General features: G+C 29.6%; 12 protein-coding genes. 8 read left to right on the forward strand and 4 right to left on the reverse strand.

Annotated elements, in window-relative coordinates; genetic code table 11:
• Nucleotides 1-2 precede the first annotated feature (2 nt).
• Nucleotides 3-2,273 (forward strand): alpha-L-rhamnosidase, encoded by a 2,271-nt coding sequence (locus IPM32_13415; GenBank protein ID MBK8946250.1) that lies wholly within the window; start codon nucleotides 3-5, stop codon nucleotides 2,271-2,273.
• On the opposite strand, the gene IPM32_13420 is transcribed toward IPM32_13415, so the two are convergent.
• Genes IPM32_13420 through IPM32_13430 form a run of 3 tightly spaced genes read right to left on the reverse strand, consistent with a single transcriptional unit; the run spans nucleotide 2,270 to nucleotide 6,459 of the window.
• Entirely contained in the window at nucleotides 2,270-4,354 is a 2,085-nt protein-coding gene (locus tag IPM32_13420) for a HEAT repeat domain-containing protein (protein ID MBK8946251.1), read from the reverse strand. The two genes, IPM32_13415 and IPM32_13420, sit on opposite strands and share 4 nt — an antisense overlap.
• A gap of 47 nt (nucleotides 4,355-4,401) precedes the next feature.
• Nucleotides 4,402-5,718 (reverse strand): Gfo/Idh/MocA family oxidoreductase, encoded by a 1,317-nt coding sequence (locus IPM32_13425; protein MBK8946252.1) that lies wholly within the window; start codon nucleotides 5,716-5,718, stop codon nucleotides 4,402-4,404.
• Between the two features lie 27 nt (nucleotides 5,719-5,745).
• Nucleotides 5,746-6,459 carry a ThuA domain-containing protein gene (locus IPM32_13430; protein MBK8946253.1) on the reverse strand — a complete coding sequence of 238 codons (714 nt, stop codon included), beginning with the start codon at nucleotides 6,457-6,459 and terminating at the stop codon, nucleotides 5,746-5,748.
• A gap of 173 nt (nucleotides 6,460-6,632) precedes the next feature.
• Here IPM32_13430 and IPM32_13435 point away from each other — a divergent pair, with 173 nt between their 5' ends.
• The 5 genes from IPM32_13435 to IPM32_13455 all read left to right on the forward strand — a co-directional run bounded on the left by IPM32_13435 (nucleotide 6,633) and on the right by IPM32_13455 (nucleotide 15,810).
• Nucleotides 6,633-8,759 (forward strand): hypothetical protein, encoded by a 2,127-nt coding sequence (locus IPM32_13435; GenBank protein MBK8946254.1) that lies wholly within the window; start codon nucleotides 6,633-6,635, stop codon nucleotides 8,757-8,759.
• 104 nt (nucleotides 8,760-8,863) lie between these two features.
• Nucleotides 8,864-10,168 carry a DUF3748 domain-containing protein gene (locus tag IPM32_13440; protein ID MBK8946255.1) on the forward strand — a complete coding sequence of 435 codons (1,305 nt, stop codon included), beginning with the start codon at nucleotides 8,864-8,866 and terminating at the stop codon, nucleotides 10,166-10,168.
• A 41-nt stretch (nucleotides 10,169-10,209) separates the two neighbouring features.
• Nucleotides 10,210-12,543, forward strand: coding sequence for a hypothetical protein (locus tag IPM32_13445; GenBank protein ID MBK8946256.1), 2,334 nt, complete (start codon nucleotides 10,210-10,212; stop codon nucleotides 12,541-12,543).
• Between the two features lie 3 nt (nucleotides 12,544-12,546).
• The gene (locus IPM32_13450; GenBank protein MBK8946257.1) at nucleotides 12,547-14,829 is read left to right on the forward strand and encodes a hypothetical protein; all 2,283 of its coding nucleotides are present in this window, start codon (nucleotides 12,547-12,549) and stop codon (nucleotides 14,827-14,829) included.
• Nucleotides 14,830-14,841: 12 nt separating this feature from the next.
• Nucleotides 14,842-15,810 (forward strand): metallophosphoesterase, encoded by a 969-nt coding sequence (locus IPM32_13455; GenBank protein MBK8946258.1) that lies wholly within the window; start codon nucleotides 14,842-14,844, stop codon nucleotides 15,808-15,810.
• A 6-nt stretch (nucleotides 15,811-15,816) separates the two neighbouring features.
• Here IPM32_13455 and IPM32_13460 read toward each other — a convergent pair whose 3' ends face one another.
• Nucleotides 15,817-18,432: a hypothetical protein gene (locus tag IPM32_13460; GenBank protein MBK8946259.1), complete on the reverse strand. Its 2,616-nt coding sequence runs from the start codon at nucleotides 18,430-18,432 to the stop codon at nucleotides 15,817-15,819.
• A 139-nt stretch (nucleotides 18,433-18,571) separates the two neighbouring features.
• Between IPM32_13460 and IPM32_13465 the strand changes: the two genes are divergently transcribed.
• Nucleotides 18,572-19,843 carry a family 16 glycosylhydrolase gene (locus IPM32_13465; protein MBK8946260.1) on the forward strand — a complete coding sequence of 424 codons (1,272 nt, stop codon included), beginning with the start codon at nucleotides 18,572-18,574 and terminating at the stop codon, nucleotides 19,841-19,843.
• A 15-nt stretch (nucleotides 19,844-19,858) separates the two neighbouring features.
• Nucleotides 19,859-22,231 (forward strand): glycoside hydrolase family 3 C-terminal domain-containing protein, encoded by a 2,373-nt coding sequence (locus tag IPM32_13470; protein MBK8946261.1) that lies wholly within the window; start codon nucleotides 19,859-19,861, stop codon nucleotides 22,229-22,231.
• Nucleotides 22,232-22,250: the final 19 nt, after the last annotated feature.

Consider the following 22,250-nt stretch of genomic DNA (forward strand, 5'->3'; position numbering starts at 1 on the left):
TCATGATATTAAAAATATTTATTGTAATAATTTTATTTACTAATGTATTATTTTCTTTTTATAGTAATGAAAATAATAAACCATTTGGTTTATTATGCGAATTGTTAAGATATCCGGAAACGGCAGTGATTACAGATTCTTTACCAGAATTTAGCTGGATTGTACCAGAAAAATTTGAAGAGCAGAAATACTATAGAATTTTAGTCTCATCAACAAAAAAAATATTAGAAAAAGATTCTGCAGATTGTTGGGATTCACAAAAAACAGAATCAAATATTTCTACAAATATTGACTATTTTGGAAAGGCTCTTTCTGAAAATTCATCATATTTTTGGAAAGTTAAAGTTTGGGATAAATTTGATAATGAAAGTGATTACAGCGAAATTCAACAATTTAACATATCAAAATTTTCTAGAGAAAATTTGAATTGGTCTTATCAAAGTAATTTTATAAAACTAAATGATAGTATTTGGGTTTCTGAAAATAGGCAGACATCAACATTCCATAAAGTATCGTTAAAAAAAATAATTCAAAAAGAAAAAAGTTGGTTTATTGATTTTGGCAAATCTGCATTTGCTACATTGGAATTAAACATTAATTCAATATCTGAAAATGATTCGATTAAAATAATTTTAGGTGAACGTAAAAATGAAATTTTTGCAATAAATAGAAATGTTGGAAAGTCTAATATTGGATTGATGGAATCTATTATAAAATTAAAAAAAGGTAATAATAAATATAATATAGAGATTCCAACACATCATTCAAATTCACCCAATCACCAAAAACTCGCTCCCTTTTATCCGGAAGTTATTCCGTTTAGATTTGTTGAAATTATTTCTGATAAGAAAATAGAATTATTGGAAATCAACCAGTTAGCTTTATATTATCCTTTTGATGATTCTGCTTCTAATTTTAAAAGTTCTGATGAGAACTTAAATTGTGTTTGGGATTTATGCAAATACACACTTAAAGTAACACCGTTTTTAGGAATTTATGCGGATGGCAATAGAGAACGAATGCCATATGAAGCTGATGCATTTATTCAACAACTTGGGCATTATTCTGTTGATAGAGAATTTTCAATTGCTAAATATTCAGCAGAATTTTTACTTTTCAATCCAAGCTGGCCTACTGAATGGCATATGCATTTAATTATGATGGCATGGAATCACTTTATGTACACTGGTGATAAGGAATTTCTCAAAAATAATTATGAATTACTTAAAAATAAAACACTAATTACACTTGCCCGTGAAGATGGGTTAATTAGCACGTGGACAGAAAAAAATAATGATGATTTTTTGAAACGTATAAATTTTAGTGGAAAAAAAATAGAGGATATTGTTGATTGGCCAAAGGGAACACCAATTGGTTCAAATCAAGCAAATAATGCTGGACCAACACCAGAAGGTGAGAGAGACGGTTTTGAATTTTCTGAAATAAACACGGTTGTTAATTCATTTCATTATAATTCGTTAATCTTAATTTCAAAAATTGCCGAAGTCTTAAATTTTGAAGAAGATAAGAAATTCTTTTGTGAGCGAGCAGAATTGGTAAAAAAAAGTATTCAAGTAAAACTATTTGATATTGAAAATAAACTATTTAATGATGGTGAAAGCACAAATCATAAAAGTCTTCATGGAAATATGTTTCCGCTTTTATTTAATCTTGTACCAATCGAAAATTCTAAAAATATAATTGAATTCATAAAATCGAAAGGAATGGCATGCAGTGTTTATGGTGCACAACATCTTCTTGAAGCATTATTTAATTTTAGTGAAGCCGAATATGCAATTTCACTAATGAATTCAAACTCAAAAAGAAGTTGGATGAATATGATAAATGTGGGTTCAACAATGACAACTGAAGCTTGGGATGAATATTACAAACCAAATTTAACATGGAATCATGCTTGGGGAAGTGCCCCAGCTAATATTATTCCAAGAAAAATATTTGGCATTGAACCAATCGAACCAGCTTTTAAGAAAATTAGAATTACACCACAACCTGGAAGTCTGAAATCAATGAATTATAAATTACCAACCATTTCCGGGAATATTATTTTAGATTTTAAAAATGAAAATAATAGTTGGTTGATAAGTTTAAAAACTCCTTCTAACACAACTATGGAATTACTTCTTCCTTGCGAATTTATGAATGTAGAAATCAATTCGAAAAAAATAGAACCTAATAAAAAAGTTTTTTTTGCCGGTAAGGAGAAAAATTTATTTAAACTAAAAAATGGTTACTTTACTATTAAGGCAAACTAAATACTATCACGCTGTTTAATAAATCTATCAATTACTTTTACCAATTCTGAATTCTTTGCTTTGAATTTTTCATCTTCAACATTTTCAATGAAATATAAGATATATTCTTTAACTTTTTCCGGATTTGATTTATGCAAATGCCAGCCTACACGATTTATTCCATCTTCAACAGTTTCTTTTAAGTCTGATTGATTTATATATGTTTTAAAAATATCTAATGATTTAAAATCATCAATACGACCAATGCCATCTAAAGCAATATTTTTTTCGTTACTCGTTTTAGATAATTCTAAGGATTTTTTATAAAATTCAATTTTTTGATCTACCATCAAATCTTTATCAATTTCAATAAAATTAGTAAAACCTTTAAGAGCTGCACTTTGAATTACACCGTCAGATTGCTGAGCAACATTTAATAAAATATCACGTGGTTTAGAGTTCTTCCATAATGAAATTCCGTTAATGGCAGAAAGTGAAATTTCCTTGTTTGGATTATTTAATTCTTTGACTAGAATATTATATGCATTATCATTTTCGGTTTGTCCAAGCAATCTTAAAAATGAAAATTTATCATTATCATTTTTACTTTCATTGAATTCAATAATTATTTGATCAGCCGCAACATTTTTATTATCAGATTTTTTCAAAATTGTTGAGATTGTAAATTCAGCTTTTCTTTTATCGCCATTATCTTTTTGGAGTTTAAGAATATTAATTATTTTGTTTATATCATTTATTGTTGCAATTTCTTCCAAGGTTTTAAATGATTCAGATTTTACAATTTTATTTTCAGATTTTGTTAATTCCAGAATTTGATTAACAGCATTTAGAATTTTTCTATTACCAGCAGATCTAATTAATTCCGGTAATAATTTCTCATTGTTATTCTTTAGATTTTCCATAATTGATTCATCAACATTTTGTCCATTAATAACATCTAGAATTTCTCTTGCATAGTATTTTTCATCACCTTCTTTTTCAGTTGCTGTATTTGCTAAAAATATTACATCATCTTTGTTTCCAATTTTTCTAAGAGATTTAATTGCGGCAATTCTAACATGCTCATTTTCAGAATCAATTAAATTTTTTATAAAAGGTTTAGTTTTTTCACAACCAATTATTTCAAAAACTCCTAAAAGTTGTATTTGATTTTCTGCACTCAGCGATGTTAATAATTTTGCAAAATTTGTAAAATCGGTTTCTTTGGGGAGATATTTAATCTTTGAAATCGGGATAAATTTCAATTCATTTGGTTCATTTTTAATTCTTACTAAAATTTCTTCACTCAAATTTGATGAAGAATTTAGTAAACCCAGCAAAGCAGCTTGCTTAATTGAATTTGGAATATTATCTGATTCATATAATTTTAAATATTTACTATGTACATTTTTTTCTATGGAAATTTTATCTAAAATATTAATGTAAGAATGAAAAATCTCATTTCTTAAATTCATGTTTGATACAGAAAAATGATTTTCTAAAATTGGTAAGCAATCTTCGTTAGCAATTTTACCCAATGCTGATGCAGCTGAAACCCTAATATATTCATCGTTATTGTTTAACAATTCAGATAATATTTTTATTGAAAATTTATTTTTACGAACACCCAAAGAATTAATAATTCCAATTTGGTTCTCTTTCGATACTTTCGGTATAGTTTCACAAAAAAGAATATCTACTTTTTCATTTTCAATAGATTCTAAAGCATATCTTGCAAGAGAACTCATTTTTTCATTTTGTAAAAATTCTTTTAAATCATTTATTGATTTTTCTGATCCAACAATTCTTAATTCTCTGCTTGCAAAAAATTTAGCATCATAGGAAAGATCTGATTTTATAAAATTTAATAGTTCAGCTTCAATTGTTTTTACTTTTTTTTCGTCAGAAAGAGAATTAACAATAATGCTTGATATTTCAGTTAACTTGCTTCTATCATCACCAATTTTATATTTAGAAATATCATTAAATAAATTTTGCGGAATTATTTGAGAATAGAAATTTGAATAAAATAAAATGAAAAAAAATAAAAAAATATTTTTAATAGTGACTTTTTGAGTAATCTCTAAATGCTCAATTGACATTAACAACCTCTTAAATTTTATTAATCAAAACAAAATATGATATCATTTTAAAGATGATAAGGACTTCTCATTGGTCTTCCTAGCAATCTTGAAGCAACTGGATCATCTAATATTTCTTCTGTATCGGGATTAAAATTTATTGTTTTTCCAAGCAGCATCGCAATTTGGCCCAAATGAGCTGGCGTTGCAGAGCGATGCGCAGTTTCACAAGGTGTGATAGTTTCTTGTCTGCTTCTCACACAATCTAAGAAATTTCTTACATGTCCTGGTGATTTGAATAAATGAATTTCATTTGGTTTTATAGTATCATGCAGTAAAAGTTTATTGCTTGAATCTAATCTTTCACCTCTATCAACCCAAATCCAGCCTTCATTTCCAATCCATTTGGTTCCCATTCCGCCATTACAAACATCAGAATGTCCTCCAGCTAAAATCATTTTAACACCATTTTTATATTTGGTTTCAACACGATATTTTGTTGCTGTATTAAAAAGTCCGGTTTTAGGATAATCACCCACACCGGAAATCTCAATTGGTCCAGAATTATCCAAACCTAATCCCCAATGTGCAATATCACCATGGTGACCAATCCAATCCAAAAATTGTCCTCCCCCGTAATCTAGATTCCATCTCCAACTTTTATGAACTCGAGCAGAACAATAAGGAGCAAGCGGAGCTGGACCCAACCAAGTTTCATAATCCAATTCTTTGGGAGGTTCGGTAATAATATCATTTCCGCCATAATCAGAGTGCCCAGAAGGTAAACCAACTTCAACAGTATGAACATTTCCAATTCTTCCATTTCTTACTAATTCGCATGCAAACCTAAAATGATTTTGAGATCTCTGCCAGCTTCCGGTTTGCCAAATTCTATTATATTTTTTTACTGCATCACAAATTGCCCTTCCTTCCATTAAATTATGTGAAAGTGGTTTTTCACCATACACATCTTTCCCAGCTTGAAGCGCAGCAATAGAAATTATTCCATGCCAATGATCTGGAACTGCAATAGATATTACATCAATATCATTTTGAGCAATTAATTCTTTGTAATCATGATAAGTTTTACAATCATTGTTTCCGTAAAAATTATCAACAGTATTTTTTCCATGCTGTAAGTGATTTTTGTCAATATCACATACTGCAACAACAATTGCGTCTTTTTCATTTAAAAATGATTCCATATTACCAGGACCTTGCCAGCCAAGTCCAATACATCCAACCCGAATTTTATCACTTGGCGAAATAAATTTATTTTTCCCAATTATGTTTGAAGGAATAATATATGGAAACGCCGATAGTCCAATAAAAACTCCACTACTTTTTTTTATAAAACTTCTGCGTGATAATTCTTTCTTAATCATAATCTACCCTAAAATTTTTTTGTTTGTTTATCTAACAGCCCAAAGTATACCGCGTTTCAAAATTTCCAATACTTCAAAAATTTCAAAATCTTTCATTGAGTGCCCTACCGAAGAATAAAAAACTTTTCCTTTGCCAAATTTTTTCTTCCAGACAACCGGCATTTTTACGTCTTTCACCCAATTTGCATGTTCACCGGAAAATGTTGTTGTTGCCAAAACTTCTACTCCGGGATCAACAAGCATATAATATTGTTCGGAATGTACTTGAAAATCTGAAATACCTTTTGTTATTGGATCGTTATGATTTTCAATATTAACAACAAAATTAATTTGTCCGCCGGGATGTGCTGCAAATTGTCCGCCAACCATAAATAAATAATTTGTATTTGAACGAAAAGAATCACCTAATCCACCATGATAACCGGCAATACCACAACCGTTTTGAACTGCTTTTAGTAAACCTTCTTCTTGTTCTTTAGTAATTTGTCCCATTGTCCAAGTTTGAATTATTAGATCGAAATTATTCATTCCGGCTGAATCAGCGTAAACATCTAACGTATTTGAAATGGTTACATCAAAACCTTGTTCGTGAAGCCAGGGTAAAATTAAATCCTTAAATTCTGTTGGTTGATGTCCTTCCCAGCCGCCATAAACGAGTAACACTTTTTTAGGATTTGCATTTAAAATAATAAATGCAAAAAAGAAGATTATTATAAGTTGTGATTTAATTATTGATCGCATAATTCTCCCAGAATTTTATTAAAAATTAAGAAAATAAAATAAGGAAATAGTCAAACAATTTTATCATTATAAAATTCTGAGGATAAGTTACATATTTTTTTTGATATTAGGCAAACGATTGTCTAACTTTATATGAAAATTATTCTTTTCATTTTTCAATAAAAGGAGATGTAATGAATTTTGTAAAAGCCATAATCTTTTTTGTATTTTTTGGAATTAACATTTTTTCTCAAAAATATTTAGACAAACCATTCATTCAAGATATTGCAGAAAAATTTGAATATAATGAAAATAATCCCGCAAAATTATTTGAAGTAAGATGTGATAGAAATGGCGTGGTAAATATAAATTCCAGCAATGGTTTACTGCAACCTTGGGAAAAGAAATTAGTCCCAGATATTCGATATCGTCTTTTAGCAAACGTAAATATAGTTTCAATTCAAACATTTCAAAATCAATTCATATATTTAACTGATAAAGCTGTATTGAGCAATGCTTGGGCTGGAGAAAAATATTTTGAGCATGGAATTAAAGATGCAAATAATTTTACTGTTGCACACAATTTTACAGTTTTGATTTCCTCAAAAAGTAAAATAGCATTATTCCAAAATGGAAAAAATGTATGGGAAAAATCTTTAGATAATTCTAAAATTATAAAATTGTCTTTTGATGAAATTGGAAAGAGATTTTTAATACTTACAGAAGAAAGTTTATTTCAACTGAAATGTCCGGAAAAAGATTTTACAGAAATTTACTCCGGCAAAAATTTAACTGCTTTTGAAATATTTAATGATGAAATTATTTTAGGAACTCAAGAAGGAATTATAAAAATTAATTCAAAAACAAATATTGCTTCGGAATTAAATTCAAAACTTCCATGTGCAGAAATAACATGTATAGCAGAAATCAATAACAGGCTATGGTTTGGTTCACAATTTGGGGCGTTTGTTTTACGTGATGATGGTAAATATGATTATTATTCTTCAAAAAGATGGCTGGTTGATGATGTGGTTGTTGATATTTCAAAAGGTTCGGGAAATAGTGTTCTCGTTTTGACAGAAAAAGGATTAAGTAAAATTAATTTTGTAAAAATGACATTGGCGGATAAAGCTGAACATTTTCAGAAAATTCAAAGATTGCGTCATGTAAGATATGGTTTTAGTTCAGAAGGATATTTGAAAACTCCCGGCGACCTTTCTTCGATGGTCTTACATGATACTGATAATGATGGTTTATGGACCTCAATGTATTTAGCGGGAGAATTATTCCGGTATGCTGTTACTAAATCGGATGACGCGAAACAAAACGCTTATGAAGCATTTGAGGCAATGGAACGACTAACCAAAATTAGTACAGTTAAAGGTTTCCCAGCTCGTACATATGAAATTGATTCATATCAGTCAAGTGATACAGATCCAAATATGCCTGAAGATAAAAAAATATGGCAACTTGCTGAGGATAAAAGATGGCGTTGGAAATCAACAACAAGTAGTGATGAAAGCTGTGGTCATTTTTTTGTGTATGCACTTTTTGCAGAAATTGCGCCGGAAAAAGAATGGAGAGATCGGGCAATTCATCAACTTAAAATAGAAATGGATCATATTATTGAAAACGATTGGTATTTAAGAACTTGGAATGGTAAAATTACACAATGGGGAAGATGGCATCCGGATTATGTTAATAAATTTTCTATTCACACAGGTGATAGAAGATTAAATTCTTCACTTATAATTGCTTTTCTGCAGGCAACATATCATTTTACCGGCGATGAAATCTACAAAGAAAAAGCATTTGAGCTAATGAAGAATTTCGGTTATGATGATAATACTGCATTGCCGGCAACTGTAATTGGTTTTGTGGAAGGCGAAGATTTAAGCGATACTTGGAACCACTCTGATGATGAAATGTATTTTCTAACAATTCCGAATCTTATCAATTATGCTTTTAACGATGAACTAAAAAATAGATTTTTTGATGCGGCAAAAAGTCATTGGAATATTGAAAGATCAGAGAAAAATCCTTTATGGAATTACATGTATGCTCTTGTTGGGGGTAAAGATTATGATTATGAAGAATCTGCTTGGTGGTTAAGAGAATTTCCAATGGATTTAATTTCTTGGAGCGTGCAAAATAGCCACAGAAAAGATCTTAAAAAAATTGAGTTAAATTTTAGAAGGCAAGAGTATTCTGAAGTTTTGCCGCAAGATGAAAGACCTTTACATTTGCACAATAATGCATATAGAAATAACGGTGGTGACCTTATATTTATTTGCTTCCATATTGGGCGGGAAGATATGTAAATGCAATAAGTGAACCAATTTCTGAATAATCAAATATGCTAATAAAGATTCTAAAATTTGTAAAATCTTTTTTAATTTTAGTAACTTTTTTAAGTTGTGGTAAAATGCAAAACAATAATGAAATAATCTTTTTACCAATGGTTGAAAAGCAATTAACAAATAGTTCTAAAAATCATGCATTGGATAATAATGATAATTTTTCTCCGGATGGAAATTATTTATGTTACGATACGCGAGCAACAATTTACAATGAAAATCTTGCGAATTGTAAATCAATTGAAAAAGTGGAGATAGCTACCGGAGTTGAAACTATCTTATGGCAACCAGAAAATATTACTGGAGAAAATGCTGCACCGGGCATTGCAGCAGTTTCATATCATCCAAAAGAAAATAAAGTAATTTTTATTCATGGACCTTTTCTTAGTGAAGTAAAACATCGAGGATATTATAACATCCGCAATAGAAATGGAGTTGAAGTTGATGGAAATGGAAAAGGAATTTTAACAAAAGTTGATTTTAGAGATATTTTAAATTCGGAAACTACACACGGTGCACACCGCGGCGGAACACATAGACATGAATATTCGCGAACCGGAAATAGAATTGGTTTTACTTATGATGATTTTATTTTACAAACCTATGATAGGACAATTGGATATTTGGAGAAGAGTCCAAATTCTGCTAATGAAGCTACACATTTCTTTTCTGTAATATTGAAACCATCTGAAATTGGAAAATCTAAACCGGGAGAAATTGAAAAGGCAAATGATGATTCTTGGGTTGATTCATTGGGAACAATGCGAGCTTTTATTGGGAAAGTTAGAAATGGAAATGGAATTGATTATAGTTCTGATTTGTTTGTTGCTGATATTCCACTTGATGTTGATATTACATCTTCATTTTCCGGAAATAAATTTGAATATCCAAATCCCGCTAAAGGAATAAAAATTAGACGGTTAACAAATGGAATGAAAGCAAGTGGAATTGTTAGAGGTTCCTTTGATGGAAAATCAATTGCTTTTACTGCGCTTGATGAAAATAGTATAAAACAGCTCTTTATAATAAAAGCTGATGGATCTCAAATTGTACCAAAAAAAGTTACAAATTTTAATTCTGATGTAAACAATATTAGATGGCATGCAAATAACAATTGGATTTTTTTCATTAGTAATGGAAATATTTTTGCTGCAAATGTGGACTTGGAAAATTCTGGATTAACAATTCAATTTACAAATGATAATTTAGAACGAAGCCAGCTTGTTGTATCTAATGATGGGAAATTACTTGCATATGTAATTCCTACTGAAACAAAAGATAAAAAATCTAAAGTAATTAAAGATGCTGTTGGTAGGGACTTTATGCAAATTTTTATTATGCAAATAAATTGGGATGAAATTAATTCTCAATAATATAATCTCTAGAGTATTTTTGAATTTATCAAAAGGTTTATATGAAAATATATTTTTGGGGAATATTAGTTTTAATAATGCAATTCACACAATCCTTTTCGCAAAAAATAAATTTAATCAATTCAAATATTATAATTTCTAAGGATGTAGAGATAAAAATCAATAATACAATTCAGAAAATTTTAACTGACGAAATTTCAAAAAGGGCATATACTTCGTTAAAGTTTGTTAATAATTGGGAATCTTCACAGAACTATATTGTTATTGGTTATGTAAATTCAAAAAAGATTTTTGGAAAAGAAATTCCTAATAGTAAAATGGAAAACAATTCTGATCAAAACCCGGAAGGTTTCAGAATTCAATATACATCAGAAAAAAATAAAAATATATTTTGGATTTTAGGTGCAGATAATAGAGGGATATTATTTGGAATTGGGGAATTTTTACGTAGGGCAGAATTTAATAAAAATGAAATTTTAATTGATGAGAATTTAGAAATTATTTCATCTCCAATGTTTTCTATAAGAGGACATCAACTTGGATACAGAAATACTGCAAATTCTTATGATGCATGGACAGTTTCTCAATATGAACAATACATTAGAGATTTAGTAATATTCGGTACAAATGCGATTGAAAATATTCCACTTGGTAATAACGGAGATGAAAGTCCGCATTTTAAAATCCCACGAAAAGAAATGAATATTGAATTAAGTAAGATTTGTGATAATTACGATATTGATTACTGGGTTTGGATTCCAGCAACTGTTGATTTATCAAACGACTCACTATTTAATGCTGAAGTAGAAAAACATGAAGCATATTATAAAGAAACTCCTCGAATTAATGATGTATTTATTCCCGGAGGAGATCCAGGGCATAACCATCCAAAATTTGTTTTACCGTTTCTAAAACAATTATACTCAAAATTAATTGTGTATCATCCAAATGCCGGCATTTGGCTTTCGCTGCAAGGATTTAGTGAAGAGCAAATTGATTACTTCTATAAAAATCTAAATGATGAAAAACCAAAATGGTTAAAAGGGATTGTTTCTGGTCCAAGCAGCCCGCCAATTGCAGAAACAAGATTTCGTTTGCCGCAACAATATTTACATCGTCAATATCCGGATATTACACACAATATAAGATGCGAATACCCGGTTCAAAATTTTGATCAAGCTTATGCTTTAACAATTGGTAGGGAAGGTATAAATCCGCGTCCAGATTATTATTCAAAGATTCATGCTGAATATGCAAATTTTACGGATGGATTTGTTTCATATTCCGATGGGTGTCATGATGATGTAAATAAAATAATTTGGAGTCAATGTGGTTGGAACTTAAATAAAAGAGTTAGAGATATTTTAATTGAATATTGTAAATATTTTTTCGGAAATAAAGTTGCAGTAAATTCAGCAGAAGGAATTCTAGCTCTTGAAAAAAATTGGAATGGACCTTTGAAATTAAATGGCAGCGTCGAAACAACATATTCATTTTGGAAAGATTTAGAAGTTCAAAATCCCAAACTAAAAACAAATTGGCGATGGCTTATGCTACAGCTTAGAGCAAGTTATGATGCATATGTTAGAAAAAGATCGATTTATGAAAAACAACTTGAATATGATGCAAATTTTATTCTTTCTGAAATTAATAATTCCAATATCAATTATACAATGCAAAGAGCTTTATCAAAAATATTTGAAGCTGAAACAAAACCAATTGAACTTAAATTAAAATTGGAAATTGAAAATTATTGTGAAGATTTGTTCAAACAAATTGGATTGCAGACAAGCGTAAAATTATATAAAGCTAATAATTCACAAAGAGGCTGTATTCTTGATTTTGTTGATTATCCGTTAAACAATCGTTGGTGGTATCAAGATGAATTTAAGAAAATTGAAAATTTGCAAACTAATGAAGAAAAAGTTAAACAATTAGAAATTATTCGCAATTGGGAAAATCCCGGAAATGGAAGTTATTATGATGATGTTTCCAATATTTCTAATAGTCCTCACGTAAAAACTACAGTTTATGATGCAGTAGATTTTGGTTGGTGGAATGATGGTTATAGCAGAATGAGATTATCTTCACAAGTTTATCAGAGTGAACCAATTCTTGAATATGAAAATTTGGATCCGAATGCAAGATATCTAATAAGAGTTACCGGTTTTGGAGATGCACTTCTCCGTATTGATGGCGTAAGAATGGAACCAATTTTATATAATAAAGAACTTGAACAATTTAAAGAATTTGTTGTGCCTAAAATTTTAGTAGGTGATGGTAAAATAAAAATATCTTTCGATAGACCTGAAGAATCACATTTAAATTGGCGAAATTATTCCAGAATTTCTGATGTATGGTTATTAAAAAGGTAATCAATGAATTATAAAATTTCACTTTTTCAATTTCTAATAATATTGATAATCCACTCTTGTTCTTCAAATAATATTAGTAATAATGAAGGCAAACGAATTTATATAGATACTCCTTATGTACAAGATTATTCCATAAAATATAATTTTGAAAGTGAAGAAATAATTCCCCAAAAAGTGAATTGCGATAGAAACAATGTTATTCAAATTCTTGCCCAAGGAAAATTATTTAAACCAGTAAACGGTAAATTTCAATATCCAGGAAAATTAAAGATTGATCAAAGTTATGAGCCAATGTTGGATTTTAATATATTTGATTTTATTGAATATAAAAGTCAATTTATTTATTTGACAAACAATGCAATACTAAGTAATGCTTGGGCAGGAAAAATTTACATAAAGCATAATCTTGAAAATGCAAATTTAATTGTGGGTGGAAATGATTTTAATTTCATGTTATCGAATGGAAAAAAAATTCAATATTTGAATGAGTCAAAATCCATCTGGGAAACTGATCTTAACGATGAAATTTGTTTATCAATTAAATTCAGCAATAATAAAAATGGTTTTTTTATTCTTACTGAAACAACATTGTATTTTTATTCTATAAAAAATAATTCTATTGAAATTATTATCAAGGAAAAGAATCTCACAAGTTTTGATATTTCAGAAAATCTAAAAAAAATTGTAATTGGAACAAAAAATGGATTTATGGAAATAGATTATTCTGGGAAGAAAATATCAGATTTGAATGACAAACTTCCATGGTCTCAAATTACTGTAATTAAAATTATTGATGAAAATATTTGGTTTGGTTCAAGAATGGGCGCATTTATGTTAAAGAGTGATGGAAAGTTTAATTATTATTTTGGTGAAAGATGGATTACCGGAAAGATTATAAATTATATAGAAAATGGACCAGAAAATTCTGTATTAATTCTATCAGAAAAAGGATTGAGTCAAATATTCTTCGAGAAAATGACGCTTGAAGAAAAAGCAATGATTTTCGAAAAACAAGTTAGAGAAAGACATATTCGTTATGGAATTAATTCCACTGTGACAAAACTTGAAGATAATGACTTATCAACCAACGTTTTACAAAAAGCTGATAGTGATAATTTATGGACAGCAATGTATTTGGTTAGTCAGCTTTTTAGATATAAAGTAACCGGTTCGGAAGAAGCTAAACAAAACTGTTATGAAGCTTTTGAAGCAATGGAAAGGCTTCACACACTCAGCGGAATAAAAGGATTATTTGGTAGAACGATTGAACGTTCGGGATACCAAAAATTTGAGAAAGAATATAGAAGCTATGTTGAAGATTATTGGTATCCAAACTACAATAATAATATTTCATGGTATCACGCAAGTGAGCAATGGGATTGGCGCGGAACTGCAAGCAGTGATCAAACGGTTGGACAAATATTTGCAATGACACTTATTGCGGAATATATTGATGATAATAATTGGAAAAATCGTGCAATAAAAATTCTTGACGATTTAATGACATATATTGTTGAAAATGATTTCAATCTTGTGGATAAAGACGGAAAGCCATCACTCTGGGGAAGATGGAATCCTGAGTACGTAAACAGATTTGATAAAATAGTTGGCGATAGAAAAATTTGTTCATCAAATATTATAGCGTTTTTACAAAGTGCATATCATCATACCGGAAAAGAAATATTTAAAGAGAAAGCAAATTATTTAATTAATCAGCATGGATATCTTGAAAATTTATTGCGACCGTTTAATCAAATTGGCAAAGCTCCGGAAACTGCAGATAACTGGAGTAAAATGCTTTCTGAAGAATGGAATCATTCTGATGACGAAATGTACTTTCTTGCATATTGGGCTTTATATCCTTATGCTTTTGATGATTCATTAAAAAGTAAATATTATGAAGCAATCAAAGATCATTGGGAATTTTTAAGACCTGAGAAAAATTCTTTATGGAATTTTTGTTATGCATATACTGGTGCAAATGAATTTGATTTAAATGAATCAATATGGCATTTGAAAGAATGGCCTTTAGACATGGTTCAGTATGAAACTTTAAATAGTCATAGAAAAGACATTGAATTACTTGAGCCAAATTTTATGGGACAATTGACAAAAGAAGTACTTCCACCAGATGAAAGACCTGAATTAAAACATAATAGAAGTCCATTTAATTTAGATGCTCCGGATAGGAAAAGCGAATTAAGTGCCGGTGATACTTTTTTATTACCATATTGGATGGGAAGATTTTTAGGAGTGATAAGTGAACCAAAAATTCAAAACAATTAAATTATTGCGCATATGAAAAAATATTTATTACTCTTAATGATAAAATTTATTTCAATTGAATTTTATTTCGCGCAAAATAATTCCATAAAAATTGGAATGTGCTCCGATGTGCATCTTCCAACAATGCATGATTCCGAAATGAGAATTACTAAATTTATTGATAGTATGAAAATTGTGAAGCCAGATTTCATTATTGAACTGGGAGATTTTGTTATCCCAAATGAAAAATATGAAAAACTTTTCCATATTTGGAAATCTTATCCCGGTGAAAAATATCATGTTATTGGGAATCATGAAATGGATGGCGGAACAAGTTTGAACAAAGCATTAGATTATCGAAATATGAAAAGTTCGTTTTATTCTTTTTCAAAAAACGGATTTAAATTTATTGTTTTGGATGGAAATGATAAAAAAGATTCCACTCAGAAAGGATACAGCTCATATATTGGAAATCGTCAACTATTATGGTTACAAAGTGAATTGGAAAAATCTTCCGAACCAATAATAATTTTTTCGCATCAAGGTATTGGAACAGATCCCAATAATCCGGGTGAAAGATATTCAGTAGAAAATGCTGATAGTGTAAGAAAGATTTTTGATCTACATAATAAATCAAATAAAAGTAATAAAATAATTTGCTGTTTTAATGGACACACTCACCACGATTTTGCAGAAGAAATAAATGGAATTTGGTATATAACAATTAACTCAATGTCATATAAATGGTTGGGGGATGAGTATTTACATGTTAGATATAGTGAAGAAGTTGATAAAAATTTTAAATGGATTAAATATACTGCTCCTTACAAAGATCCGCTTTTCGCAATAGTAGAAATATCAAAAGATGGCTTTATTAAAATTTCCGGAAAGAAATCTGAATATGTTGGACCTACGCCTTGGGAATTAGGTTATCCTGAACATTTAAAAAAATTTGTAAGACCCGAAATATCAGATAGATATTTAAATTTTAGTTTAGAATAGAATAAATTATTTTTTAATTAACCAAACTTCCGAAACGATTGTACCCCAGCCACCGGAATTTCTCCATTGTTCAATTTCCACTCTTGATCTATTTGCAACACTTTCTGTTTTTTCTAATTTAATCGTAAGCTTGCCATCTTTGGTCGCTTCAAATGGAATTTGAAATTCGTAAAAATCACTCATCTTTAATGGGATTTCTAATTCCTTTGAAATTATTAAATCATCGGCATAAATTGTTTGTGATTTTTGATTCATTCGATAATCATATCTTGGTTGATACCAAGGTCTAACGAATGTGAATCTAACAGAATAATTAGCAGTTGAATCTAAATTATCATAATATAAAGTTACACCTTGATTTTCGTTTTGAGTAAAATGCATTGATCTTTGACTTGGTCGGTTTCCTTCGTCCAACATTTCATTTACATATGGTTGTCCATGATCATAAGGATAACCAAAAATTACATGGGGAGCATTGTTATATGTCCCTAAATTATCATAATATCCGCCTTCTCCAGCATTTTCGTAATTTATAATCAGTTGTAAAAGTTTTAATCTATCCATTTCATTTTGAGTATTTTTCGCCCTTTCCAATTGACGTTTTAACCAGCCCAAACCAATAAAATCATGTTGAAGATTAAAATATCCTTCATTTCTTACACCAAATAATTTATTTGTTTCTTCACCAAGTATTTTTGCTTCTTCTTTTAATAATTTCATTTCTTTTGTTTCATTAATGGTGTCTATCATTTTTAAGAGTTCATCAAAATTTAATTTGGAATTATTTTTAATTGATTTGGCAACAATTTCTTCAATTCTATTTTGTAAATGCTTTTGTTGAGCTACTGCAAGTTTAACATATTTATCTAGCGCTGCTTTCTCCATATATGATTTCCAAATCCAATTTTTAGAATATTTCTCATGAGGAATTTTTTCTCCAGCAGCTTTAACTAATTTGTAATATTTATCTATTCCTGACTTTTGATCCAAAGGTAATTCTTTTATTTCTTCTAAATTTTGTTCTAGTTGAAAAATTGCTTCAGACATTTTTGGAGTGGCTTCTTTTCCAAACCAATATTTACAATATTCTTCAACAACTTGTTCAACCGTTAAACGAGGCGACCAGAGCAATCTTTGCCACATCCATTGATTAAAATGATCGTGATGTCCGCTTGAATGTGTAATATCACCAATGCTATATCGCATCAAATCATTAAATACACGGTGATAATATTTTGGCCATGCATAAAATGTTAAACGGTTATAAACCATTGTTAAAAATTGATCCGGTCTACGTTCGTAAATATCATGACTCCAATGTGGTGGTTGATCTCCATTTCTATCGGCACGTGGATACATTTGAATATATCCATGTTGAGAATATTTCCAATGAGTTATTTCACTATAATAAACCAATTTTTGTTGTGGAGGAAGTTGATGTAAAATTTCTTTTGGATAAAGCGAAAAAGGTCCAAACCCGGGATATTTAAAAAGATCCATTCGATGTGTTTGACGGTGACCCGGCTGCCAAGTTGTTGCATCAGAACCCGGACCATAACCCCAAGCCCACAACCAATTTCTTGGTTTTTCTTGAAGATACTTAAAAATTGCATGATCGTCTTCATTGTCAAATTTCTGATTTGTAAAATATACCTTTGTGTGTGGATGATATTTATGAATAATTTCTGCCATTTCTTCTACAAGTTTAATAAATGTTAATCCGTAAGGATTGCATTTGTCGCATTCGCAGCCTCCGCCATCTCCGCCATGAAAATTTATTAAATCATAAGTTTGTGAGTATCTAAAATGTTCTTCACATTTATTAAGCATGAATTTTCGTGCTTCTGGAACAGACAAACATACGTATCCAGTTCGACCAATAGATTCATAAGCATTCCATTCTTTTGGAACATCAATATTTGCAGTATTTGCTCCAAATCCACCTTGAGTCATTAACCCAAAAGATTTAATAAAATCAAACATAATCCCAGGTTGTACATTAAAAATATTTGCTCCGGCAAGCGCATATTCTAGTATAACTCTTTGGGTTTCTTTTTCTGTCCAATCTCTAACATGAGCAAGGCTTTTTGCAATATGACTTTGCCCAAATTGCGTTCCACGTATTTCAAACGCTGGAGCGGTTCTAACTTCAAGATTTTTCTCGATTTCAATTAAATTCTTATTAAAAGTTACTTTTCTTAAAAATTCACCAACACCATATAAACATCCTCTTGCATCTATTCCGGTAATAATAAGTACATTATTTTGTGGAAAAAATTTTAATAAAAATCCTTCTGAGCCCGGATTTACTTCTGTCAGTTGTTCAATTCGATTTTTACTAAATATTTCTAAAATCTCTTTATGATTGGTTGAGATACCAAATAAAATTTTAAGGTGATCAGCAGAATTTTCTTTTTCCGAATTATTATTTACGAAAACTTCAGTTATTCCATTTTCAATTAATCTTTCATACAGCAGCTGCGAAATATTCATTTCAATTTTATTATAACTATTACTACTTATTATTGAAATAGATTTAAATGATTTTGATTGAGCAAATGATGATTCGAAATTTAGAATTACGAGAAGTAAGAATACGATTCTATCAATTTTTAATAACATATAAGTTCTATAATTTATTCTAAATTATTTTGCTAATGAATTAACTTTGGTTATTTTTATATATCTACAAACAAACGATTGCCTAACAAAATAAATAATAAATTATTTAGTTTCCAACATTAAATTATTGGGCAGTTTTGTGAAAAAAAAATATAACATTTTAACGAAAATTTTAGTAGAAACAATATTATTGTTTTTTGTTTTCACTTCACAAATTTCATCAACTCACTTTGAAGAAAAAACTCTTACCAAAATCTTATTAAATAAGAATTGGCTTTTTCATCCGGATGAAAAAAATATTGGAAATTTAGAAAAATGGTTTGAAATTAATTTTGATGATCAAAATTGGGATACTCTTGATGCCGGCAATCGATGGGAAAATCAAGGTTATCCTAATTTAGACGGTTTTGCTTGGTATAGAAAAAAAGTTTACATTCCATTTGAATGGAAATCTGAAAATGTTTGGATAAAATTTAGCGGAATAAATGATGAATATAAATTATATATAAATGGTGAGGAAGTTAATTCAGTTGGAGAAGCCAAAATAAGTTTTGCAAGTAAACCATTTTTTTCAAATATCACTAAATTTGCAAAATTTGGTGAAGAAAATTTACTGACAATTCAGGTAAACGATTGGGGCAATAGCGGTGGTTTGTGGCAAGAACCAATATTGATTACAATAGATAAAAGTGAAGTTGATAATTTATTCAAACCAATTTCGCAAATTCCTTTTATTCCAGAAAGTGAAGGATACAAATTATTTTGGGAGGATGAATTTAATGGAAATTCACTCGACTCGACAAAGTGGTTTGTTAGAGGTGTTGGATCTAGAGCAGTCGGATTTGTGTCAAAAAAAGCTGTAAATATTAATAACGGTAATTTGGAATTATATGCTGTAAAAAATGGTGACTCAATTTTAATTGGTGCGGTGGGAACACAAAATTTATTTATGACTAAATATGGTTACTTTGAATGTAGAGCACAATTGCAAAAATCAAAAGGGATCTGGGCTGCATTCTGGATTCAATCACCGGGAATTGCATCTGGTGAAGACCCAGCTAAGTTTGGAACTGAAATTGACATCTTTGAATATTTCAAGAAAAACGGTGATAATATTATTTCACATAATCTTCATTGGGCTTATGGACCAAACCAGCAAACAATTGGTGGTTTGCAAAGCATTGTTGATGGAATAGATAAAGGATTTCACACTTTTGCTCTGGAATGGACACCTGGAAAGTATTCATTTTTTATTGATGGATTAAAATATTATGATGTTACGAAAGCCATATCACATACTGATGAATATATAATTTTAAGCATGGAACTACCGCAGAAAATTGAAGAATTATCTGAATCTGTTTTTCCGGATATTTTCATAATTGATTATGTGAAAGTTTATAAGAAATAAGTAAAGGAAAATTTGATGAATCTAAAAAGAAAATTAAGTTTTCGAAATATTATTTTCTTTTCAATATTTTTTATATTGAATTACCAACAAATTTATTGTCAAAATAATTCACTTGATGAAAAAGCAAAAGAAATAATTTCAAAATTAAAAGTTGAAGAAAAAATTGGATTGATTGTTGGTGATGGAAGGTTTTTACCTTCGGCAGAAATCCCAATCGAAAAAGTAAATGATGTATATATTGCAAATAGAAATTCAAAAATTGTTATACCGCGCTTAAAATTAAAATCAACTGCACTAACAGACGGACCAAGCGGAATTAACAAATCTGCACCACCCGAAGGAGTTGATAATTATACTTTTACAACTGCATTTCCTACATCTACATGTTTAGCTGCAACTTGGAATACTGAACTTGTGCAAAAAATAGGTGAAGCTCTTGGAAATGAATTGCTTGAATATGATTATGACTTAATTTTAATGCCAGCTTTAAATTTGCATCGTAATCCTAATTGCGGCCGTAATTTTGAATATTATTCAGAGGATCCATTACTTTCCGGAAAAATATCTGCCGCAATAGTTAATGGAATTCAATCTAAAGGCGTTAGCGCAACATTAAAACATTTTCTTGCAAACAATCAAGAATCAAACCGAAGAAAATATAATGCTGTTATTAGTCAAAGAGCACTTAGAGAAATTTATCTAAAAGGATTTGAAATTGCAGTTAAAGAAAGTAAGCCAAAATCTATAATGACTTCTTACAATAGATTAAATGGATTTTATACTGCTGAAAATCCGGAGTTGTTGAAAGAGATTGTAAGAAATGAATGGAAATTTGATGGATTATTTATGACAGATTTCGATGGATATTATGGTGACGCAGTTGCAAAAGTTCGTGCTGGAAATAATTTATTAATGAGCGGAAATAAAGATGAAATAAATGAGCTGACAAATGCTATCCAAAATAAAAGTATAAGTGAATCATTATTAGATGAAAGTTTAATTTACAATATTAAATTAAAACTTGATTCGCCAAGCATGAAAGGTTATAAACCTTCGTTCAAACCAAATTTAAATGAGCATGCCAAATTAGCAAGAGAAGCTGCAAGTGAAGGAATTGTTCTTCTAAAAAATAATAATGTTCTTCCTTTAAAAAGTAACTTGACCATTGCACTTTTTGGAAAAATTTCGTATTACCTAATTGAAACCGGTACAGGAAGCGGTGGAATAAACAGTAACAAATATGCAATTTCAGTTTGTAAAGGATTGCAATCAAACGGATTCAAAATATTACCTGAACTCGAAAATTTATATACAGAATATATAGAACAAATAAAAAAGGAAAATCTTGTTCCAGATTATTTTAACAATCCGAAGATGCGAGCAGATAATGGGATTACAAATGATCAAGCTCCACCACATTTTAAGAAAAGATTAGTTGCATTCAGCAGAGATAAAAAATTATCATTAGAAGAAATTAATCGATATGAATCAACTACTGATGTTGCAATTATAACGTTAGGAAGAAGCGGAGGAGAAAATTATGAAAATGGATATTTACCAATTACGGAAATTGAATTAGAATTAGTAAAAAATGTCAGTGAAATTTTTCATGTAAAAAATAAAAAAGTAATTGTGGTGTTAAATGTCGGAGGAGTATGGGAAACAGAAAGCTGGCAAAATTATGTTGATGCAATTTTACTAATGTGGCAACCAGGACAAGAAGGCGGAAATGCTTTAGCGGATATTATTTCCGGTAAAATAAACCCCTCTGGCAAACTGCCGGATTCTTTCCCGATTAAATATGAAGATGTACCATCTGCTAAATCTTTTCCCGGCGAACCGAAGGATGAACCAGTAAATTCTTTTTATGATGAAGGAATTTATGTGGGATACAGATATTATAATACATTTAATATTCCTACTTCATATGAATTCGGTTTTGGTTTGTCATATACAAATTTTGAGTTTTCAGATTTGGCAATAAGTAATAAGAAATTTAATGGTAAAATTGAAGTCTCAGTTAAAATTAAAAATATTGGGAAAGTTGCAGGAAAGGAGGTAGTTCAATTATATTTATCTGCACCACAAACGGAAATTGAAAAACCTATTTATGAATTAAAAAGATTTGTAAAAACAAAATTATTAGTTCCAGGTGAAAGTCAACAATTAAATTTTTCATTGGATACAAAATCTCTTTCATCATTTTGGAGCGGAATAAGTTCTTGGGTTGCTGATAAAGGTGAATACAAAATTTACATTGGTTCCTCATCAAAGGAATTAAAACTTTCTGAAACATTTCAATTAGATAAAGATATTTTAGTTGAAAAAGTTCACGATGTACTTTATCCAAATTTTCTTTTGAAAGAATTTAGCCAAAGGAAAAAATGAGAATTACATTATTACAATA

It is taken from the genome of Ignavibacteriota bacterium, from assembly GCA_016716225.1.
Taxonomy (GTDB): Bacteria; Bacteroidota; Ignavibacteria; order Ignavibacteriales; family Melioribacteraceae.